A 17596-nucleotide genomic window follows, 5' to 3' on the forward strand; every position below is an offset into this window, starting at 1 on the left:
GAATGAAAAAAATATTAAGCCTTTCAATTGTTTTGGCGCTTGCAGGTTGCAGTAAATCTGAATTTGAAGCTCCGAAAGCGACTGATTTACCAAAAGGGGTGACCCTTGTTGAGCAAGTTTTACCTAAAGAAGGCTCAACGGTTATCCCTTATCAAAAATACACGCTAGATAATGGTTTGACTGTCATTCTTAGTCCAGACCACTCTGATCCGCTTGTTCATGTTGATGTGACTTATCATGTTGGTTCTGCTCGAGAAGAAATCGGTAAATCAGGTTTTGCTCACTTCTTTGAACATATGATGTTCCAAGGTTCAGAGAATGTGGGTGATCAACAACACTTTAAAATTATTACTGAAGCGGGTGGTACATTAAACGGTACAACCAATCGTGATCGCACTAATTACTTTGAAACCGTGCCTGCAAATCAACTTGAAAAGATGTTATGGCTAGAATCTGATCGTATGGGATTCTTGATTGATGCTGTATCTCAAAAGAAATTTGAAATTCAGCGCAGTACGGTGAAAAACGAACGTGGACAAAATTACGATAATCGTCCATATGGCTTAATTTATGAAAAAATGGGCGAAGCATTATTCCCACAAGGTCATCCGTATTCATGGCAAACCATAGGTTATGTAGAGGACTTAGATCGCGTTGATGTTAATGATCTAAAAGCTTTTTTCTTACGTTGGTATGGTCCTAATAATGCCGTCATTACCATTGGTGGTGATTTAGATAGTAAGCAAACACTTGAATGGGTGAATAAATACTTTGGTTCGATCCCACGAGGACCAGAAGTTGAGAATGCACCTAAGCAACCTGTGACATTAAAAGAAAACCGTTACATCACATTAGAAGATCGTATTCAGCAACCAATGGTAATGATTGGTTGGCCAACAACGTATCGTGGTGAAGAAACCGAAGCTAGCCTTGATATGCTGGCAACATTACTAGGTGATGGTAAAACGAGTCTCTTATACCAAGAGTTAGTAAAAACTGGCAAAGTAGTAGATGCAGGCGCTTTCCATGACTGTGCTGAGTTATCTTGTACCATGTATGTGTACGCCATGACCGATTCTGGTAAAAATAATGACCTATCTACCGCATATAAAGAGGTCATGGATGTACTTGAAAAATTTGATAAAGAAGGGGTATCCAAGGCAGACCTAGAAGAAGTTCAAGGTAGTGCTGAAGCTGGAGCCATCTTTGGTTTACAATCGGTTTCAGGAAAAGTATCTCAACTTGCTTCTAATGAAACCTTTTATGGCAACCCAAATCAGTTAGAAAAACAATTAGCTGAGTTAAAAGCGGTTACACCAGAGAAAGTATCCCAAGCATTTGACACTTATATGGCTAACAAATATAAGGTTACTTTAAGTGTTGTACCTAAAGGAAAAACACAGTTAGAAGTTCAAAAGCCAAATTTTGTAACGCCAAAGCGAGATCTTCCTGAATACAAAAAAATTGATGAAAATAGTTTAGATGTTCGTAGAGCTGTTGATGATTTTGATCGCTCAATTATGCCTCAACCATCAAAAGGCGTAACCGCTAAAGCACCTGATATTTACCGTGCTAATTTAAATAATGGTATTGAAGTTCTGGGAACTGAAGCGATTGAAACACCTACAATTCAATTACAAATAGCAATTCCAGCAGGTAATCGCTACGTACCGAAAGGGAAAGAAGGGTTAGCGTCGTTAACTGCTGCAATGATGGAAGAAGGTACAACGACATCTTCCTCTGAAGAGTTACAAAAGAAATTGGATAAATTAGGTAGTTCTGTATCGTTTAATTCGGGTAGCTACACAACGACGATATCGGTGGCGTCGTTAACAAAAAATATCGATCAGACCTTAGCTATCGTAGATGAAATGTTGTTTGAACCCGCGTTTGAGCAAGCTGATTTTGACCGTTTACAAAAGCAAGCTGTTGAAGGGCTTGTATATGAACATCAAAGACCATCTTGGTTAGCATCACAAGCAACTCGTGAAATTTTGTTCAAAGGGACGATTTTTGATCGCTCGCCAGATGGTTCATTAGCATCAGTTCAAGCTCTGACGTTAGATGATGTTAAAGCTTTCTATAAGCAAACCTACACGCCGATTGGTACTCAAATTGTGTCAGTTGGTGATATTAATAAATCAGATTTGATAAACAAATTAGCGTTTTTATCTGATTGGAAGGGAGAAACACCTGAAATTTTAGCACCGCAACGCTTACCAACTTTAAACGAGCAAAAAATTTATTTGGTTAATAAACCAAATGCACCTCAAAGCGTGGTTCGTTTTGTTCGACAAGGTATGCCGTTTGATGCAACAGGTGAACTGTATCAAACACAGCTAGCTAATTTTAATTTAGGTGGAAACTTTAATAGCCGAATTAATCAGAACCTACGTGAAGATAAAGGCTACACTTATGGAGCTGGTGGCTACTTAATGGGTAATAAAGAGATCGGAATGTCGATTTTTTATGCGCAAGTAAGAGCCGATGTGACTGTTGAATCAATTAAAGAATTTATTTCTGAAATGGATAAATTCAAAAAAGATGGAATGACAGTTGATGAACTGAATTTTATGCGCTTAGCCGTAGGGCAACAAGATGCATTAAAGTATGAAACTCCGGGCCAAAAAGCACGCTTACTTGGCAAAATACTGACGTATTCATTGGATGATGATTTCATTGATGAACAAAATGAACTTATTGAGACGCTAGGTCGAGATAAGTTGAACTCATTAGCGGCTAAATGGTTCGATCCTGCACAGTATCAAATTGTTGTGGTTGGTGATGAAAAAGAACTATTACCTAAATTGAAATCACTAGGTATTCCTGTTGAAGTGATGACAGTGAAAAAGTAATAACACTTAGAAAGACGGCAATAAGTAGTATTTATTGCCGTTTTTTCGTATCCAACTATCGATAAAATTTGTTAGTATCCATGACATAAATCAACATAATAATGTTGTTACCTCAATAGCGAGATTGTATTTTGACCGAATTTATCAACCGATTACAGAAAGTCGCTTCCAATCCTAACGCCTTTAAAAAAACAGGCCGAGGAATTGAAAGAGAAACGCTTCGATTCACTTCAGGAGCGTCACTTTCAACTAAGCCACACCCAGAAGGCGTAGGTTCAGCATTAACACATAAATACATCACAACAGATTTTGCAGAATCATTATTAGAGTTTATTACTCCAGTATCAAATGATGTTGATACCGTATTAAAGCAACTAGAAGATGTACACCACTATACGGTTTCTCACATGGGAGACGAAAAACTATGGCCACTTTCAATGCCATGTTTTGTTACTCATGATGACGATATTACGTTAGCTCAATACGGTGAATCGAACGTAGGTAAACTGAAAACAACTTATCGTGAAGGCCTAAAGCGTCGTTACGGTAGCGTGATGCAAGTGATTTCTGGCGTACATTTTAATTTTTCATTTTCAACAGAGTTTTGGGATGAATTATTTGGTGAACAATCAGAAGACCAAAGAAAAGAATCGGTATCAGATGCTTATTTTGCATTAATTCGAAACTACTACCGTTTTGGTTGGTTAATTCCTTATTTCTTTGGTGCTTCACCGGCATTATGTAGCTCATTTATTCAAGGTCGTGAAACCTCTATGGACTTTGAATCCTTAGGTAAGACTTATTACTTACCTTATGCTACATCATTACGTCTGAGTGATTTGGGCTATACCAATGATGCTCAAAGTAATCTAAAAATTAGCCTGAACAGCGTTAATGAATATGTTGATGGTTTAAATAAAGCCATTCGAACACCATCAGAAGAGTTCGCTAAAATAGGTTTAAAAGAAGGTGATAAACATATTCAGTTGAACTCAAATGTTCTTCAAATTGAAAATGAACTTTATGCTCCAATTCGCCCAAAACGAGTGACAAAAAGTGGCGAAAGACCTTCTGAAGCACTAGAAAGAGACGGGGTTGAGTACATTGAAGTTCGTTCTTTAGATGTAAACCCGTACAGTCCAATTGGTGTTAATGAAGATCAAGTTCGCTTCTTAGATATGTTCTTAACTTGGACTGTTCTGAGTGACTCTGCACCAATGAATGACAGTGAAATGGCTTGTTGGAAAGACAACTGGAATAAGATCATTGAAAAAGGTCGTAAACCGGGGTTAGAACTAAAAATTGGTTGCCAAGGTGAACGATTAACTCAAAAAGCATGGGCTGAAAGAGTATTTGAAGATTTGCTGGTTATCGCAAAAGAAATGGATCGCGTTAACGGCGATGACGCTTATCAACAGACTCATAAACGCCTAAGTGCAATGATTGATGATCCTGAGTTAACGATTTCAGGTCGTCTATTGGCTGAAACAAAAGCCGCTGGCGGTATCGGTGTGATTGGTTGTAAATTGGCGGTAGAGCATCGTGAAACACACTTAGCTCATCAATATCGTTTTTATACTAAGCAAGAGTTAGATGCTGAAGTTGAACGTTCAGTTCAGGCACAAAAAGAAATTGAAGCGAATGATAAGCTTTCTTTTTCTGAATATTTAGAAGAATACTTCAGTTATTTGAAGTGATACTTACGAAGAAATATCTAGCACTGTTATTCTATGGGTAGCAGTGCTTTTTTTTGAGAAAAATTGATGAAATATAAACTTCCACTTACCGCTATAGCATTATTAGGATTATCAGGGTGTGCGACGGCACCACCAACCAAACAGGATAATCTATGTGATATTTTCCGTGAAAAAAGCGGATGGTATGACGATGCTAAAGATATGACTGAAGAGTATGGTACGCCGATAAATGTAGCTATGGCTATTATGAAACAAGAGAGTAGCTTTAGAGCAACGGTGCGTCCACCTCGAACCAAATTACTTGGTTTTATACCATGGAGTCGTCCAAGTTCAGCTTATGGTTACGCACAAGCTCAGGACCCTGTATGGGGAGAATATGAAGATGAAACGGGCGGTGGTTCTCGTAGTAGCTTTGATGATGCAATCATGTTCATCGGTTGGTACACTGACGGTTCCCAAAAGCAGTTAGGGATTTCTAAGTGGGATCCATATAACCAATATTTGGCGTACCATGAAGGTCGCGGTGGTTTTAAACGCAAAAGCTACAAAAATAAACCACAATTGATTAAGATAGCTCGTAAGGTTGAATCTCAAGCCAAAACTTATGGTTGGCAACTAAAGCAATGTAAGGCTGAGCTAGAGAGACAAAGCAGTTGGTGGTGGTAAGCCATCATTTATAACTTTAAAGGATTAAAATATGCCATTGTTAGATAGTTTTACTGTAGATCATACTCGTATGGAAGCACCGGCGGTTCGTGTTGCGAAAACAATGCAAACACCTAAAGGCGATACAATTACTGTATTTGATTTACGCTTTACTGCACCAAATAAAGATATTCTGTCAGAGAAAGGCATTCATACACTAGAGCATTTATACGCAGGTTTTATGCGTAACCACCTTAATGGCAGCGGTGTTGAAATTATTGATATCTCGCCAATGGGGTGTCGTACTGGCTTCTATATGAGTTTGATCGGTACACCAGCTGAGCAAGCAGTTGCAGATGCATGGGTGTCATCAATGGAAGATGTGCTGAAAGTAGAAGCTCAAAATAAAATTCCTGAACTGAATGAGTATCAATGTGGTACTTATGAAATGCATTCACTTGATGAAGCAAAAGCAATCGCAAGCACAGTGCTTGCATCAGGTATCAGCGTAAATAAAAATGATGAACTTGCACTATCTGATTCAATGCTAAAAGAATTATCTAATCATTAATTGACGTTTTAATTTGAAAAAAAAAGCCCGCATTTAGCGGGCTTTTTTTAGCTGAATATCAGTTTTAACCATTGATAGTATTGGTATACAAATTATTTATCATCTTCAGTACTTGGGAATACTTTTACAAGGTTAATTTTGTTTTCTTCTACAGCGACAATTTCCATATTATGCTGTTCAATTTCGAGGCTAATTTCCGTTTCAGGGATCTCTTCTAAATGCTCAAGGATTAAGCCATTAAGTGTTCTTGGTCCATCTGTTGGTAAGTCCCATTTTAAGCCTTTATTAATGTCTCGAATATTGGCACTACCTTCAATCATAAAGCTGCCATCAGGCTGAGGTGTAATTTCTTCAGCTAAACTTGGAGCCATTGAGGTAGTGAATTCACCAACAATTTCTTCCAAAATATCTTCTAATGTTATTAAACCCTGGATATCACCGTATTCATCAACAACTAAACCAATGCGTTCTTTATTACGCTGAAACTTTAATAGCTGTGAATTAAGTGGGGTCGCTTCAGGTATGAAATAAATTTCATCCGCGGCTCTTAATAGTGTTTCTTTGGTAAATTCATTTTTTTCAAGCATCAAGCGATAAGATTCACGTAAGCGAAGCATCCCAACCACTTCATCGATTTGATCTCGATATAAAACAATACGTCCGTGAGGGGAGTGAGTTAATTGACGTGAAATCGATTTCCAATCATCGTTAATATCAATCCCTGTAATTTCACTACGAGGCACCATAATATCGTTAACGGTAACGTGCTCTAAATCCAGTATTGAAATCAGCATATCTTGGTGACGACGAGGAATTAATCCTCCCGCCTCATGAACAACGGTTCTTAATTCTTCAGAACTTAATTTATCTTTATCGTCATGTCCTGAACCAAGGCCGAGTATTTTTAAGAAACCATTAGTGATTAGATTTACTAAAATAACCAGTGGAGAAAGCAGTTTCATTAACACATTAAGGACGATACTACTGCTATAAGAAACGCGTTCTGGGTACATTGCTGCAAGGGTTTTAGGGGTTACTTCTGCAAAGACAAGAATCACAAGAGTTAATACACCGGTAGCGATGGCTACGCCTAGGTCACCATAAAGTCGCATACCAAGAATGGTTGCTATTGCAGAGGCTAGAATGTTAACAAGGTTATTGCCGATAAGGATAAGGCCAATGAGGCGATCTGGACGACTGAGTAGTTTTTCAACACGTTTTGCACCTTTATGCCCCTGATTTGACAGGTGCTTTAGGCGGTAGCGGTTTAACGACATCATGCCCGTTTCTGAGCTTGAGAAGTAACCTGAGATAACAATGAGTATAGCTAATAACGTAAATAGGGCACCGGTTGATATATCGTCCAAGTGTCTTGTTCCTCGTTTTAAAGGGAGCATATCAACCTAAGCACTTACTTAGATTGATATAATTAAAAGGTATTTATCTAATCTGATAATCCGTCTGTCAAGTTTGAATACAAAAAGTGAGCGATTGTCGCAATTAAGTTAACACAATCTCTTGAACAAAACGGCTACCAAAGTAAGCAAGGGTCAGTAAGAAAGCACCAGATAAACTGAACCATAATGCTTTTTGACCACGCCACCCACGCTGATAGTGGCCCCAAGTTAATGTTGCGTAGATAATCCAAGCAATAAAGGAAAGTATTGCTTTGTGAGCTTTACCTTGAGCAAACATATCTTGAATAAATGTGAATCCAGTCATTAATGTAAGAGTGAGTAGTAATAAACCCACAAGAATGATCTTGAAAAGTTGGCGTTCAACCATCATTAATGGAGGAAGGTTTGGATTTAACATTAATGATTTTTTGCTTTTGAGTTTATGATCAAGCCAAGCTAATTGAAGCGCATAGAGTGTAGCAATCATCAATGTTGAATAAGCAAATAAAGCCAAAGATATGTGGATGAGTAAACTTGGGTGAGTTTCAAGGTGAGTAATAAATGCACCTGGCAAGAAAGTCGCTGCTAATAGGTTAATGGCAGAAAAGCTATAAACCACAGGTAAAATGAACCATACTCGGAACTTGAGCATAGAGACACTCATTACTAGCGATATAATAAAGCTAATAAGAGAAGCGACATTTAAAATACTTAGGTTTTGTCCGGCAGTATTTAAAATGAGCTCTTTGAGTTGCCAGGCATGCAAAAGCAGCGCAAGGAATGCACAAACGAACACAACTTTGGTCTGAATTTTATTTTTACTTGCTAAGCCTGGGATAACAAAGCCTAATGCAAGAAAGTAAGATAGAGCAGCACCGATTGCTGTAATGGTATCCATAATTTACTGATCACCTAGTTTATCAACATCTTGATTATACCCTCTACAGGACAATCTCGGTAGGTGTGATTCAGTTAGGTTAAAAAATTTTCATTATTACGCCCAAGATTTAGGTATAATCGTTTAATGGTCGCAAAGTAGGCGCAGGAATATGTTTGATAATTTAACGGATAGACTATCCAGAACACTGAAAAATATCAGTGGTAAAGGTCGATTAACAGAAGACAACATTAAAGAAACGCTACGTGAAGTACGTATGGCGTTACTGGAAGCTGATGTAGCTTTACCAGTGGTTCGTGATTTTGTAAAACGCGTAAAAGAAGGTGCTGTAGGTGTTGAAGTATCAAAAAGCTTAACACCTGGCCAAGAATTCATAAAAATTGTTCAAGCTGAACTAGAAGCAGTTATGGGGGATTCTAACGAAGCCCTTAACCTAGCTTGTCAGCCGCCAGCGGTTATTTTAATGGCAGGTTTACAAGGTGCAGGTAAAACAACAAGTACCGGTAAATTAGCTAAACTATTAAAAGAGCGCGACAAGAAAAAGGTATTAGTAGTTTCTGCCGATGTTTATCGTCCTGCGGCGATCAAACAGTTAGAAACATTAGCAGCAGATGTGGATGTTGATTTCTTCCCATCTAGTGCAGATCAAAAGCCTATTGATATTGTTGATGCGGCGATTAGCCACGCAAAACTGAAGTTCTTTGATGTTGTTATTGTCGATACAGCAGGTCGTTTGGCCGTTGATACCGAAATGATGGATGAAATCAAACAGCTTCATGCTCATGTAAATCCGATTGAGACTCTGTTTGTTGTTGATGCAATGACAGGTCAAGATGCGGCAAATACAGCAAAAGCGTTTGGTGATGCTTTACCTCTAACTGGTGTTATTTTAACAAAGGTTGATGGTGATGCTCGTGGTGGTGCTGCATTATCAGTTCGTCATATTACAGGTAAACCAGTTAAATTCTTAGGTGTTGGTGAAAAAACTGACGCACTAGAACCGTTCCACCCAGAACGTATTGCTTCTCGAATTTTAGGTATGGGTGATGTTCTTTCTTTAATTGAAGATCTTGAAAAGAACGTAGATAAAGAAAAAGCAGAGAAACTGGCTAAAAAATTCAAAGAGAAAAAAGGCTTTGATTTAGAAGATTTCCGTGAGCAGCTTGGTCAGATGAAAAACATGGGCGGCATGATGGGCATGATGGATAAGCTTCCAGGAATGTCTCAGCTACCAAGTGATGTGAAAGATAAAGTTGATGATAAAATGTTCAATCAAATGGAAGCTATTATTAATTCCATGACGATGAAAGAGCGTCAACGTCCTGAAATCATCAAAGGTTCACGCAAAAAACGTATCGCTGCGGGTTCTGGTGTACAAGTTCAAGATGTAAACCGTATGCTAAAACAATTCACCCAAATGCAGAAGATGATGAAGAAAATGCAGAAGGGTGGCATGAAAGGCATGATGCGTAATATGCAAGGTATGATGGGTGGTATGGGCGGAATGGGTGGCTTCGGTCGCTAAAAATCCAATACAATCAGTAGTATCTAAAAAGATATATAATTAAGGGCGGCAAGTTAATTTGTTGAAAAACTTAACCTGGCGCACTTTTTTAAACCAATTTTTTCATCAATTACAAAAATAATTGGTGAAAAAGTAACTAAATCCCTTGCATTGAAACTCTATAAGAGTAAAATTCCGGGGCTTTATTTTGGCACGAGGGCTCAAAAATTGATTTTTTTGGGCCAATTTAATTTTTATACAAAGCAAAAGAGGACGATATGGTTACCATTCGTTTGGCACGTCACGGCGCTAAGAAGCGTCCATTCTATCAAATCGTTGTAGCGGACAGCCGTTTCAAAGCAACTGGTCGTTACATTGAGAAAGTAGGTTTCTTTAACCCTACAGCACAAGGTCAAGAAGAAGGTCTACGTTTAGATCTAGACCGTGTTGGCCACTGGGTTGAGCAAGGCGCTGGTCTTTCTGATCGTGTAGCTAAGCTAGTTAAAGACGCTAAAAAAGCGGCTTAATATTAGTTGGTTAAAGGTAAAGAATTTATGAGTAAGCAAGACGAAGTTATTGTTGTAGGTAAGTTTGGTGCTTCCTATGGTATTCGTGGATGGTTGAAAGTAGTTTCTTTTACAGATCAACCTGAAAGTATTTTCGACTACAAACCTTGGCTTATCCAAGTTAAAGGTGAATGGGTCGAGTTTTCAGTTGAAAGCTGGAAACGTCATAAAGGTTTGGTGTGCAAACTGAAAGGGTTAGATGTTCGAGAAGAAGCTCAAACATATACTAACCTAGAAATTGCAGTTAAAGCAGACGCACTACCTGAGCTGTCAGAAGATGAATTCTACTGGCGTGAATTGTTTGGTATGGAAGTGGTTACAACTAAAGGCTATGCGCTTGGCGTTGTTGACGACATTTTTGAAACCGGATCAAACGATGTTCTTGTAGTCAAAGCCAACCTGAAAGATGCTTTTGGTAAAAAGGAACGATTGATTCCTTTTATTGATGAGCAAGTGATCAAATTAATTGATCGTGAAGCTCAACGGATCGAAGTTGACTGGGATCCTGGGTTTTAACCCCTAGGTAAAGCGAGGGCACATGTGGGTTGGCGTTATTAGCCTATTTCCTGAAATGTTCCGTTCGGTTACCGATTTTGGGGTAACTAGCCAAGCAATAAAAAAAGGTCTTTTATCTATTGAGACATGGAATCCTAGAGATTTCACTCATGATAAACATCGCACTGTTGATGACCGACCTTATGGTGGTGGTCCTGGAATGTTAATGATGGTACAGCCTTTGCGCGATGCCATTACTGCAGCCAGAGAAGCGTCACCCGGCAAAACGAAAGTGATTTACCTTTCACCTCAAGGCAGAACGCTGAATCAAGCTGGTGTTGAGGAGTTAGCGACAAACGAGAATTTAATTCTAATTTGTGGCCGATATGAAGGTGTAGATGAGCGCATAATACAATCTGAAGTTGACGAAGAATGGTCAATCGGGGATTTTGTGCTTACAGGTGGGGAACTCCCTGCTATGACGTTGATTGATTCTGTATCTCGGTTTGTTCCGGGTGTATTAGGTGATTTCGCGTCCGCTGAAGAAGATTCTTTTGCAGACGGTTTGTTAGATTGTCCGCACTATACAAGACCTGAGGTTTTGGATGGTAAGGAAGTACCTAGTGTACTTAAATCTGGAAATCATAAAGATATCGCTCGTTGGCGAATGAAACAATCGTTAGGCCGTACTTGGCTAAGAAGACCAGAGCTCCTGGGAAATCTAGCTCTGACTGACGAACAGGAATTATTACTGGCTGAGTTTGTTCGTGAAGAACGCCAGAACAGTAAGTAATTAAGTAAATTTAGTATCAGTTTATTCTAGGATATACAAAAATGAGCAACATCATTAAAGCTCTTGAAGATGAGCAACTAAAACAAGACCTACCTAAATTCGCTCCAGGTGACACTGTAGTAGTTCAGGTTAAAGTTAAAGAAGGTGACCGTGAGCGTCTACAGGCATTCGAAGGCGTTGTAATCGCTATTCGTAACCGTGGTCTACACTCTGCGTTCACTGTACGTAAGATTTCTAACGGTGAAGGTGTTGAGCGTACGTTCCAAACACACTCTCCAGTTGTAAACAGCATCGAAGTTAAACGTCGCGGTGCAGTACGTCGTGCCAAGTTGTACTACCTACGTGAGCGTTCTGGTAAATCAGCTCGTATCAAAGAGAAGCTGGCTAAAAAGTAACGCACACGAGAACGTTCTCAATGTGCTATGAAGGTGCGCTGTTATCAGCGCACCTTTTTTTATATCTAAATTAAAACTGTAAACTTAAATTTACGATATAAAATAAAATTGTATTATATTAATTACAATGGTTGATTTATGTGCTGTACCTGTTAAATTATTTGTATTCGTCTTAATTGACAGTTAATGGAAATAAAAGTTTACAGGTGTAGGGTATGAGAAAAAGTGAATTAAGTAATATCAATATTATCGATGAGCAGGTGCTGATCACTCCACAAGAGCTTAAAAATAAGATCCCTTTAAGCGAAAATGCTCGCCAGTTTATCCAACAATCCCGTCAAACTATTTCTAATATCATTCATAAAAAAGATCACCGTCTATTAATTGTTTGTGGTCCATGTTCAATTCATGATATCGATGCAGCAAAAGAATATGCAAAACGTTTAAAGGTGATCGCAGAAGATCTAAAAGATCAACTGTACATTGTTATGCGTGTCTACTTTGAAAAACCACGAACTACAGTAGGCTGGAAAGGCTTGATTAATGATCCTCACCTTGATGGTTCATTTGATATTGAACAAGGTCTACATTCTGCACGACAATTATTAGTTGATTTAGCTGAGATGGAAATCCCTCTGGCAACAGAAGCACTAGATCCAATTAGTCCGCAATACATTGGTGATACATTTAGTTGGGCTGCAATTGGGGCTCGAACCACTGAATCTCAAACTCACCGTGAAATGGCAAGTGGTTTATCTGTTCCTGTAGGCTTTAAAAATGGTACTGATGGCAGCTTATCGACATCGATTAATGCAATGCAAGCTGCGGCTTCTGGACACCGTTTCATGGGTATTAATAGCGAAGGTCAGGTTGCTTTACTTACAACCCAAGGTAACCCTAATGGTCATGTTATTTTACGTGGTGGTAAACAAACTAATTATGATTCGGTTTCAGTAACAGAGTGCGAAGAAGAATTAGCAAATTCAAATTTAGATGCGGCTTTAATGATTGATTGTAGTCACGCAAATTCACGTAAAGATTACCGTCGTCAGCCTTTAGTTGCTGAAGATGTTATTCATCAAATTCGTGAAGGTAATAAATCGATTATTGGATTGATGATTGAGAGTCATTTAAATGAAGGGAATCAACCATCAGATATACCATTGTCTGAGATGAAATATGGCGTATCTATTACAGATGCCTGTATCAATTGGGAATCAACTGAGGCACTATTACGTCATACTCACAAAGAATTAACTCCGATATTGGAAGAGCGTTTAAAAGGATAGATTGAGATGGCGGTAGAACTAAGTCATTTACGCGATCAAATTGATGCGGTAGATAAACAGATGTTGGATCTTTTAGCTCAACGTTTACATTTAGTTGAGCAGGTTGGTGAAGTAAAAAGTGCACATGGATTGCCTATTTATGATCCAAGCCGAGAAGCGGCAATGTTAGCATCAAGACGCTCAGAGGCTGAAAAAAAAGGCGTACCGCCCTCATTAATTGAAGATATTCTTCGCAGAACAATGCGTGAGTCTTATAGCAGTGAAAATGATTCTGGTTTTAAGTGTTTAAAACCAGAGTTAAGGCCGATCGTTGTTGTTGGTGGTAATGGGCAACTTGGTGGATTATTCGCCAAAATGTTTAAATTATCTGGTTATCAAGTTCGAATTCTTGGTAGTCAAGATTGGGATAATTCTGATGAGATCCTAGATAATGCAGGTATGGTTGTTGTTACGGTTCCTATCAACTTAACCATTGATGTAATTAATAAATTATCAAGGTTACCTGAGGATTGCATCCTTTGTGATTTAACCTCAATTAAGCAGAAACCTCTTGCTGCAATGATGGAAGTTCATAAAGGCCCTGTTGTTGGATTGCACCCAATGTTTGGCCCTGATGTTCCAAGCCTTGCAAAACAAGTTATTGTTATGTGTGATGGTCGAGGTAAAGAGCACTATAGTTGGTTGAAGAACCAATTTGAGATTTGGGGGGCAATCGTACGTGATATTTCTGCGAATGAGCATGATCATGGTATGACTCTAATTCAAGCATTACGCCACTTTACTTCGTTTGCCTATGGACAGCATTTAGCAAAAGAGAATCCTGATATTGAACAGTTGCTTAACTTAAGCTCTCCAATTTATCGTTTAGAGCTATTGATGGTTGGTCGATTATTTGCTCAAGATCCAAATTTATACGCAGATATCATTCTTTCTTCTGATGAAAATATTGAAATGATAAAGCGATTCCATCAACGTTTTGGTGATGCAATCTCATTGCTAGAAGAACATAATCGTTCAGGATTCATTAAAAACTTTGAAGAAGTAGAAGCTTGGTTTGGTGATTATGCTGAACAGTTTTTAATTGAAAGCAAAAGTTTACTCAGACAAGCGAATGATTCGATTCACCGTGAACGTAATTAGTGCAGGTAAGAAGGCATAGTATGTAAAAAGGGTGAGCTATGAACTCACCCTTTTTTGTATTTGTTAAACGGTGTTTATTGTGTCAATTGCTGACTACTTTCGTCTTCAGCTTTCGCTGTGTTAATTGCTTCAACTTGTTCAACCGTTGGTTTTTGTGTCAACTTTAATTGCAGTTTTACTACATTATTAATAACGTCAACCAAAGGTGTCCACTTTACACTTCGTTCTTTTTCAAAGAGGCTATCAAACTTTTCTGGCGTCCAATCCATAAACGATCTTGGATTTAAAACTCGACCTAAGAAACGCACTTCATAATGTAAGTGTGGTCCTGTTGAATTACCAGAGTTACCACAAGTAGCAATCAGTTCACCTTTTTTAACGAACTGTCCTGAGCGAACTTTAAATTTTTGTAGGTGTGCATACATGGTCATAAAACCGAATGAATGCTGAACTTTTAATAGGTTACCGTAACCTTTATTACTGGCTCTTGCTAGTTCAACAACACCATCAGCTGGAGCATAAATTTCGGTTCCACGCTTACAGGTTAAATCAACACCTAAGTGGCGTTGGCGTTTACCTGAAATAGGGTTGGTTCGGCGTCCAAAACTGGATGACTCTCTCGTGTAATGTAGGGGAGTATCATTCGGGATTAGGCGAAACATGGTCGCTCTAACTGCCGAGTCAATGGCTGCAACATCAAGTCGTTGCTCTAGTGTTTTTTCAGCTAATGATGAATCTTCTTCTGATATTTCTTGTAAGCCAAGTACAGATTCAACATCATCTACACGTTGGCTAATAACAAGTAATTCATTTTCTTTTGCTTCTAGTTGTTGAGTAAGCTCATGATTACTATTGTTATTATCAACAATTAACTGGTTTAGCTCATTATTTTTGTTTTGCAGTTCAGCGATAGCAACTTTTGCTGACTCTTGTTGTTGATAGAAATAATGTAGACCAAAGCCACTTAATGCAAATGAGCTAACCCCAAGTACTAAAGATAAAATGACCAGCTTTTTTCGTCTTTGGGAGATCGCGAAAAGACGCGTTCCTTTGTTGTGGGAGACGGAAATTCGAATTTTATCAGGCATAAGGGTAACAACTATTTATAAAGGTTAATGTGTTTCGGTGAGTTCTGATAACTGACGTAATAATAGTTCGCTATTACCAACGTTAAGTTCAACTAAGCGTTTAAGGTGGCTAATACTATCAATATCTATATGGCGAATACAGAGCCTCAGCAGATTATTTGTATTATTCACAATTTCACATTCAGCAATAATATTGATATCACTGTCGTTTAGAGCAAAATGTACAATTAATTTACCCGCTGAGTTAAGAGCATTATCATCATTAAGTTTTATTAATAAGCCATGTAAAGACAAATCAATCAATGAGCCGCTGTATTGCTGAGCGCCTTGGATTAGTGCTACATCTGCTTGATAAATTACACGAGAAAACTTGCGTCTTTCAATCATAAGGCTACTCCTTCTTCTTAAGAGGAATTGAGTATGGTGTTTTGTTTGTTCTATGTCCAATAAAAAGGCCGCTTGAGTGCGGCCCTTATGATAAACATCAAATAAAGTAAATTATTACTTAGTCATACGCTTGTACTTGATGCGATGAGGTTCAGCAGCTTGCGCACCTAGGGTCTTCTTCAACCATTCACTGTATTCAGTGTAGTTACCTTCAAAGAAGTTTACTTGGCCTTCATCACGGTAGTCTAGAATGTGTGTAGCGATACGGTCTAGGAACCAACGGTCGTGCGAGATAACCATTGCACAACCAGGGAACTCAAGTAATGCTTCTTCTAGTGCACGTAATGTTTCAACATCAAGGTCATTGGTAGGTTCATCGAGTAACAGTACGTTACCGCCAGTTTTTAGCAGTTTAGCTAAGTGAACACGGTTACGCTCACCACCAGATAACTCACCAATAATTTTTTGTTGGTCGTTGCCTTTGAAGTTAAAGCGAGAACAGTAAGCACGAGCTGGGATTTCGAAATTGTTGATCTTAATGATATCAGCGCCTTCAGAGATCTCTTGGAAAACTGTTTTTGTGTCATCCATTGAATCACGGAATTGATCAACAGAAGCAAGTTTTACAGTTTCACCTAATTCAATCGTACCTGAATCCGGTGTTTCAGCACCACTTAGCATCTTAAATAGTGTTGATTTACCTGCACCATTGGCACCGATGATACCCACGATAGCACCTTTTGGCATGCTGAATGATAGGTCATCAATCAGCACACGATCACCAAACGATTTAGTTAGGTTGTTCACTTCAAGAACTTTGTCACCTAGACGTTCACCTGGCGGAATGAACAGTTCGTTTGTTTCATTACGTTTTTGGTGATCAGAGCTTTGTAGTTCTTCAAAACGAGCCATACGAGCTTTAGATTTAGCTTGGCGGCCTTTAGGGTTTTGACGAACCCACTCAAGTTCTTTTTCAATCGTTTTCTGACGAGCATTTTCTTTTGCCGCTTCTTGTTTTAAACGGTCATCTTTTTGCTCAAGCCAAGAGGTATAGTTACCTTCCCATGGAATACCTTCACCACGGTCAAGCTCTAGGATCCAACCCGCAGCATTATCAAGGAAATAACGGTCATGGGTAATTGCCACAACAGTACCTGAATAATCAACAAGGAAGTGCTCAAGCCATGCAACTGATTCAGCATCAAGGTGGTTGGTTGGTTCATCAAGTAGCAGCATATCTGGTTTTTCTAGAAGAAGACGACAGATAGCAACACGGCGACGTTCACCACCAGATAAGTGTTCAATTTTAGCATCCCACTCTGGTAGACGTAGTGCGTCAGCTGCACGCTCTAAAGCGTTATCCAGATTATGACCATCTTTTGCTTGAATTAATGCTTCAAGTTCACCTTGCTCTTTAGCTAGAGCATCGAAATCAGCACCTTCTTCAGCGTAAGCTGCATAAACCGCATCAAGGCGAGCTAGTGCACCTGCTACATCAGAAACAGCCTCTTCAACAATTTCACGAACTGTTTTTGATTCATCAAGTACAGGTTCTTGTGGAAGATAGCCAACATTTAATCCCGCTTGTGGACGAGCTTCACCATCAATATCAGTATCAAGACCTGCCATAATGCGAAGTAGTGTTGATTTACCTGAGCCATTTAGACCCAAAACACCAATTTTTGCACCAGGGAAGAAGCTAAGAGAAATGTCTTTCAGGATTTGTCTTTTAGGAGGAACAATTTTGCTCACTCGTGACATTGTATATACGTATTCAGCCATAATCACTTATTAGAGTTGGTTAACGAAAATATTAATTTACTATTTATGATACATAGTTTAACACTCATTTTTGTAGTTACTAGGGTAATATAAG

At 38.8% G+C, this 17596-nt stretch carries 16 protein-coding genes; 11 read left to right on the top strand and 5 right to left on the bottom strand.

The annotated features are described in order from the left end of the window. Positions 1 to 2 precede the first annotated feature (2 nt). From AAFX60_002900 to luxS, 4 genes are all read left to right on the top strand, one after another. Complete coding sequence (locus AAFX60_002900; protein ID XDF78152.1) at positions 3 to 2855, top strand: pitrilysin family protein; 2853 nt, start codon at positions 3 to 5, stop codon at positions 2853 to 2855. A 131-nt stretch (positions 2856 to 2986) separates the two neighbouring features. Continuing rightward, a complete protein-coding gene (gene gshA, locus AAFX60_002905) occupies positions 2987 to 4552 on the top strand; it encodes a glutamate--cysteine ligase (GenBank protein XDF78153.1) in 1566 nt (521 codons plus the stop codon). Between the two features lie 66 nt (positions 4553 to 4618). Next, entirely contained in the window at positions 4619 to 5218 is a 600-nt protein-coding gene (locus AAFX60_002910) for a hypothetical protein (GenBank protein XDF78154.1), read from the top strand. Positions 5219 to 5249: 31 nt separating this feature from the next. Continuing rightward, a complete protein-coding gene (gene luxS / locus AAFX60_002915; GenBank protein XDF78155.1) occupies positions 5250 to 5768 on the top strand; it encodes an S-ribosylhomocysteine lyase in 519 nt (172 codons plus the stop codon). Positions 5769 to 5860: 92 nt separating this feature from the next. Here the strand turns inward: luxS and AAFX60_002920 are convergent, their stop codons facing one another. Together AAFX60_002920 and AAFX60_002925 are read right to left on the bottom strand one after the other, a co-directional pair. Continuing rightward, positions 5861 to 7135: a CNNM domain-containing protein gene (locus tag AAFX60_002920; GenBank protein ID XDF78156.1), complete on the bottom strand. Its 1275-nt coding sequence runs from the start codon at positions 7133 to 7135 to the stop codon at positions 5861 to 5863. Positions 7136 to 7268: 133 nt separating this feature from the next. Then, complete coding sequence (locus tag AAFX60_002925) at positions 7269 to 8063, bottom strand: inner membrane protein YpjD (protein ID XDF78157.1); 795 nt, start codon at positions 8061 to 8063, stop codon at positions 7269 to 7271. 151 nt (positions 8064 to 8214) lie between these two features. Here AAFX60_002925 and ffh point away from each other — a divergent pair, with 151 nt between their 5' ends. The 7 genes from ffh to tyrA all read left to right on the top strand — a co-directional run bounded on the left by ffh (position 8215) and on the right by tyrA (position 14245). Continuing rightward, positions 8215 to 9588, top strand: coding sequence for a signal recognition particle protein (gene ffh, locus AAFX60_002930; GenBank protein XDF78158.1), 1374 nt, complete (start codon positions 8215 to 8217; stop codon positions 9586 to 9588). Positions 9589 to 9845: 257 nt separating this feature from the next. Continuing rightward, positions 9846 to 10094 carry a 30S ribosomal protein S16 gene (gene rpsP / locus AAFX60_002935; GenBank protein XDF78159.1) on the top strand — a complete coding sequence of 83 codons (249 nt, stop codon included), beginning with the start codon at positions 9846 to 9848 and terminating at the stop codon, positions 10092 to 10094. A 27-nt stretch (positions 10095 to 10121) separates the two neighbouring features. Next, positions 10122 to 10649, top strand: a complete 528-nt coding sequence (gene rimM / locus AAFX60_002940) for a ribosome maturation factor RimM (protein ID XDF78160.1) — start codon at positions 10122 to 10124, stop codon at positions 10647 to 10649. A gap of 22 nt (positions 10650 to 10671) precedes the next feature. Continuing rightward, complete coding sequence (gene trmD, locus AAFX60_002945; GenBank protein ID XDF78161.1) at positions 10672 to 11421, top strand: tRNA (guanosine(37)-N1)-methyltransferase TrmD; 750 nt, start codon at positions 10672 to 10674, stop codon at positions 11419 to 11421. Between the two features lie 41 nt (positions 11422 to 11462). Then, complete coding sequence (gene rplS, locus AAFX60_002950) at positions 11463 to 11816, top strand: 50S ribosomal protein L19 (protein ID XDF78162.1); 354 nt, start codon at positions 11463 to 11465, stop codon at positions 11814 to 11816. A 215-nt stretch (positions 11817 to 12031) separates the two neighbouring features. Continuing rightward, a complete protein-coding gene (locus tag AAFX60_002955) occupies positions 12032 to 13105 on the top strand; it encodes a 3-deoxy-7-phosphoheptulonate synthase (GenBank protein XDF78163.1) in 1074 nt (357 codons plus the stop codon). A 6-nt stretch (positions 13106 to 13111) separates the two neighbouring features. Next, on the top strand, positions 13112 to 14245 hold the full coding sequence (gene tyrA / locus AAFX60_002960; protein XDF78164.1) for a bifunctional chorismate mutase/prephenate dehydrogenase: 1134 nt from the start codon (positions 13112 to 13114) through the stop codon (positions 14243 to 14245). A gap of 74 nt (positions 14246 to 14319) precedes the next feature. Here tyrA and AAFX60_002965 read toward each other — a convergent pair whose 3' ends face one another. The 3 genes from AAFX60_002965 to ettA form a co-directional block, all read right to left on the bottom strand. Further along, entirely contained in the window at positions 14320 to 15333 is a 1014-nt protein-coding gene (locus AAFX60_002965) for a peptidoglycan DD-metalloendopeptidase family protein (GenBank protein XDF78165.1), read from the bottom strand. Between the two features lie 24 nt (positions 15334 to 15357). Beyond that, positions 15358 to 15720, bottom strand: a complete 363-nt coding sequence (locus AAFX60_002970) for a PilZ domain-containing protein (protein ID XDF78166.1) — start codon at positions 15718 to 15720, stop codon at positions 15358 to 15360. A 114-nt stretch (positions 15721 to 15834) separates the two neighbouring features. Beyond that, positions 15835 to 17502: an energy-dependent translational throttle protein EttA gene (gene ettA / locus AAFX60_002975; GenBank protein XDF78167.1), complete on the bottom strand. Its 1668-nt coding sequence runs from the start codon at positions 17500 to 17502 to the stop codon at positions 15835 to 15837. Positions 17503 to 17596 lie beyond the last annotated feature (94 nt).

Origin of the sequence: Aliivibrio fischeri, from assembly GCA_038993745.2 — a bacterium.
Taxonomy (GTDB): domain Bacteria; phylum Pseudomonadota; class Gammaproteobacteria; order Enterobacterales; family Vibrionaceae; genus Aliivibrio; species Aliivibrio fischeri_B.

Bases quoted from the DNA above. Each gene is read 5' to 3' on its own strand.
- AAFX60_002900 (XDF78152.1), top strand. From the start codon at position 3: ATGAAAAAAATATTAAGCCTTTCAATTGTTTTGGCGCTTGCAGGTTGC.
- trmD (XDF78161.1), top strand. From the start codon at position 10,672: ATGTGGGTTGGCGTTATTAGCCTATTTCCTGAAATGTTCCGTTCGGTT.
- ettA (XDF78167.1), bottom strand. From the start codon at position 17,502: ATGGCTGAATACGTATATACAATGTCACGAGTGAGCAAAATTGTTCCT.
- rimM (XDF78160.1), top strand. From the start codon at position 10,122: ATGAGTAAGCAAGACGAAGTTATTGTTGTAGGTAAGTTTGGTGCTTCC.
- ffh (XDF78158.1), top strand. From the start codon at position 8,215: ATGTTTGATAATTTAACGGATAGACTATCCAGAACACTGAAAAATATC.
- AAFX60_002970 (XDF78166.1), bottom strand. From the start codon at position 15,720: ATGATTGAAAGACGCAAGTTTTCTCGTGTAATTTATCAAGCAGATGTA.
- AAFX60_002925 (XDF78157.1), bottom strand. From the start codon at position 8,063: ATGGATACCATTACAGCAATCGGTGCTGCTCTATCTTACTTTCTTGCA.
- AAFX60_002910 (XDF78154.1), top strand. From the start codon at position 4,619: ATGAAATATAAACTTCCACTTACCGCTATAGCATTATTAGGATTATCA.
- luxS (XDF78155.1), top strand. From the start codon at position 5,250: ATGCCATTGTTAGATAGTTTTACTGTAGATCATACTCGTATGGAAGCA.
- tyrA (XDF78164.1), top strand. From the start codon at position 13,112: ATGGCGGTAGAACTAAGTCATTTACGCGATCAAATTGATGCGGTAGAT.
- AAFX60_002965 (XDF78165.1), bottom strand. From the start codon at position 15,333: ATGCCTGATAAAATTCGAATTTCCGTCTCCCACAACAAAGGAACGCGT.
- rpsP (XDF78159.1), top strand. From the start codon at position 9,846: ATGGTTACCATTCGTTTGGCACGTCACGGCGCTAAGAAGCGTCCATTC.
- rplS (XDF78162.1), top strand. From the start codon at position 11,463: ATGAGCAACATCATTAAAGCTCTTGAAGATGAGCAACTAAAACAAGAC.
- AAFX60_002955 (XDF78163.1), top strand. From the start codon at position 12,032: ATGAGAAAAAGTGAATTAAGTAATATCAATATTATCGATGAGCAGGTG.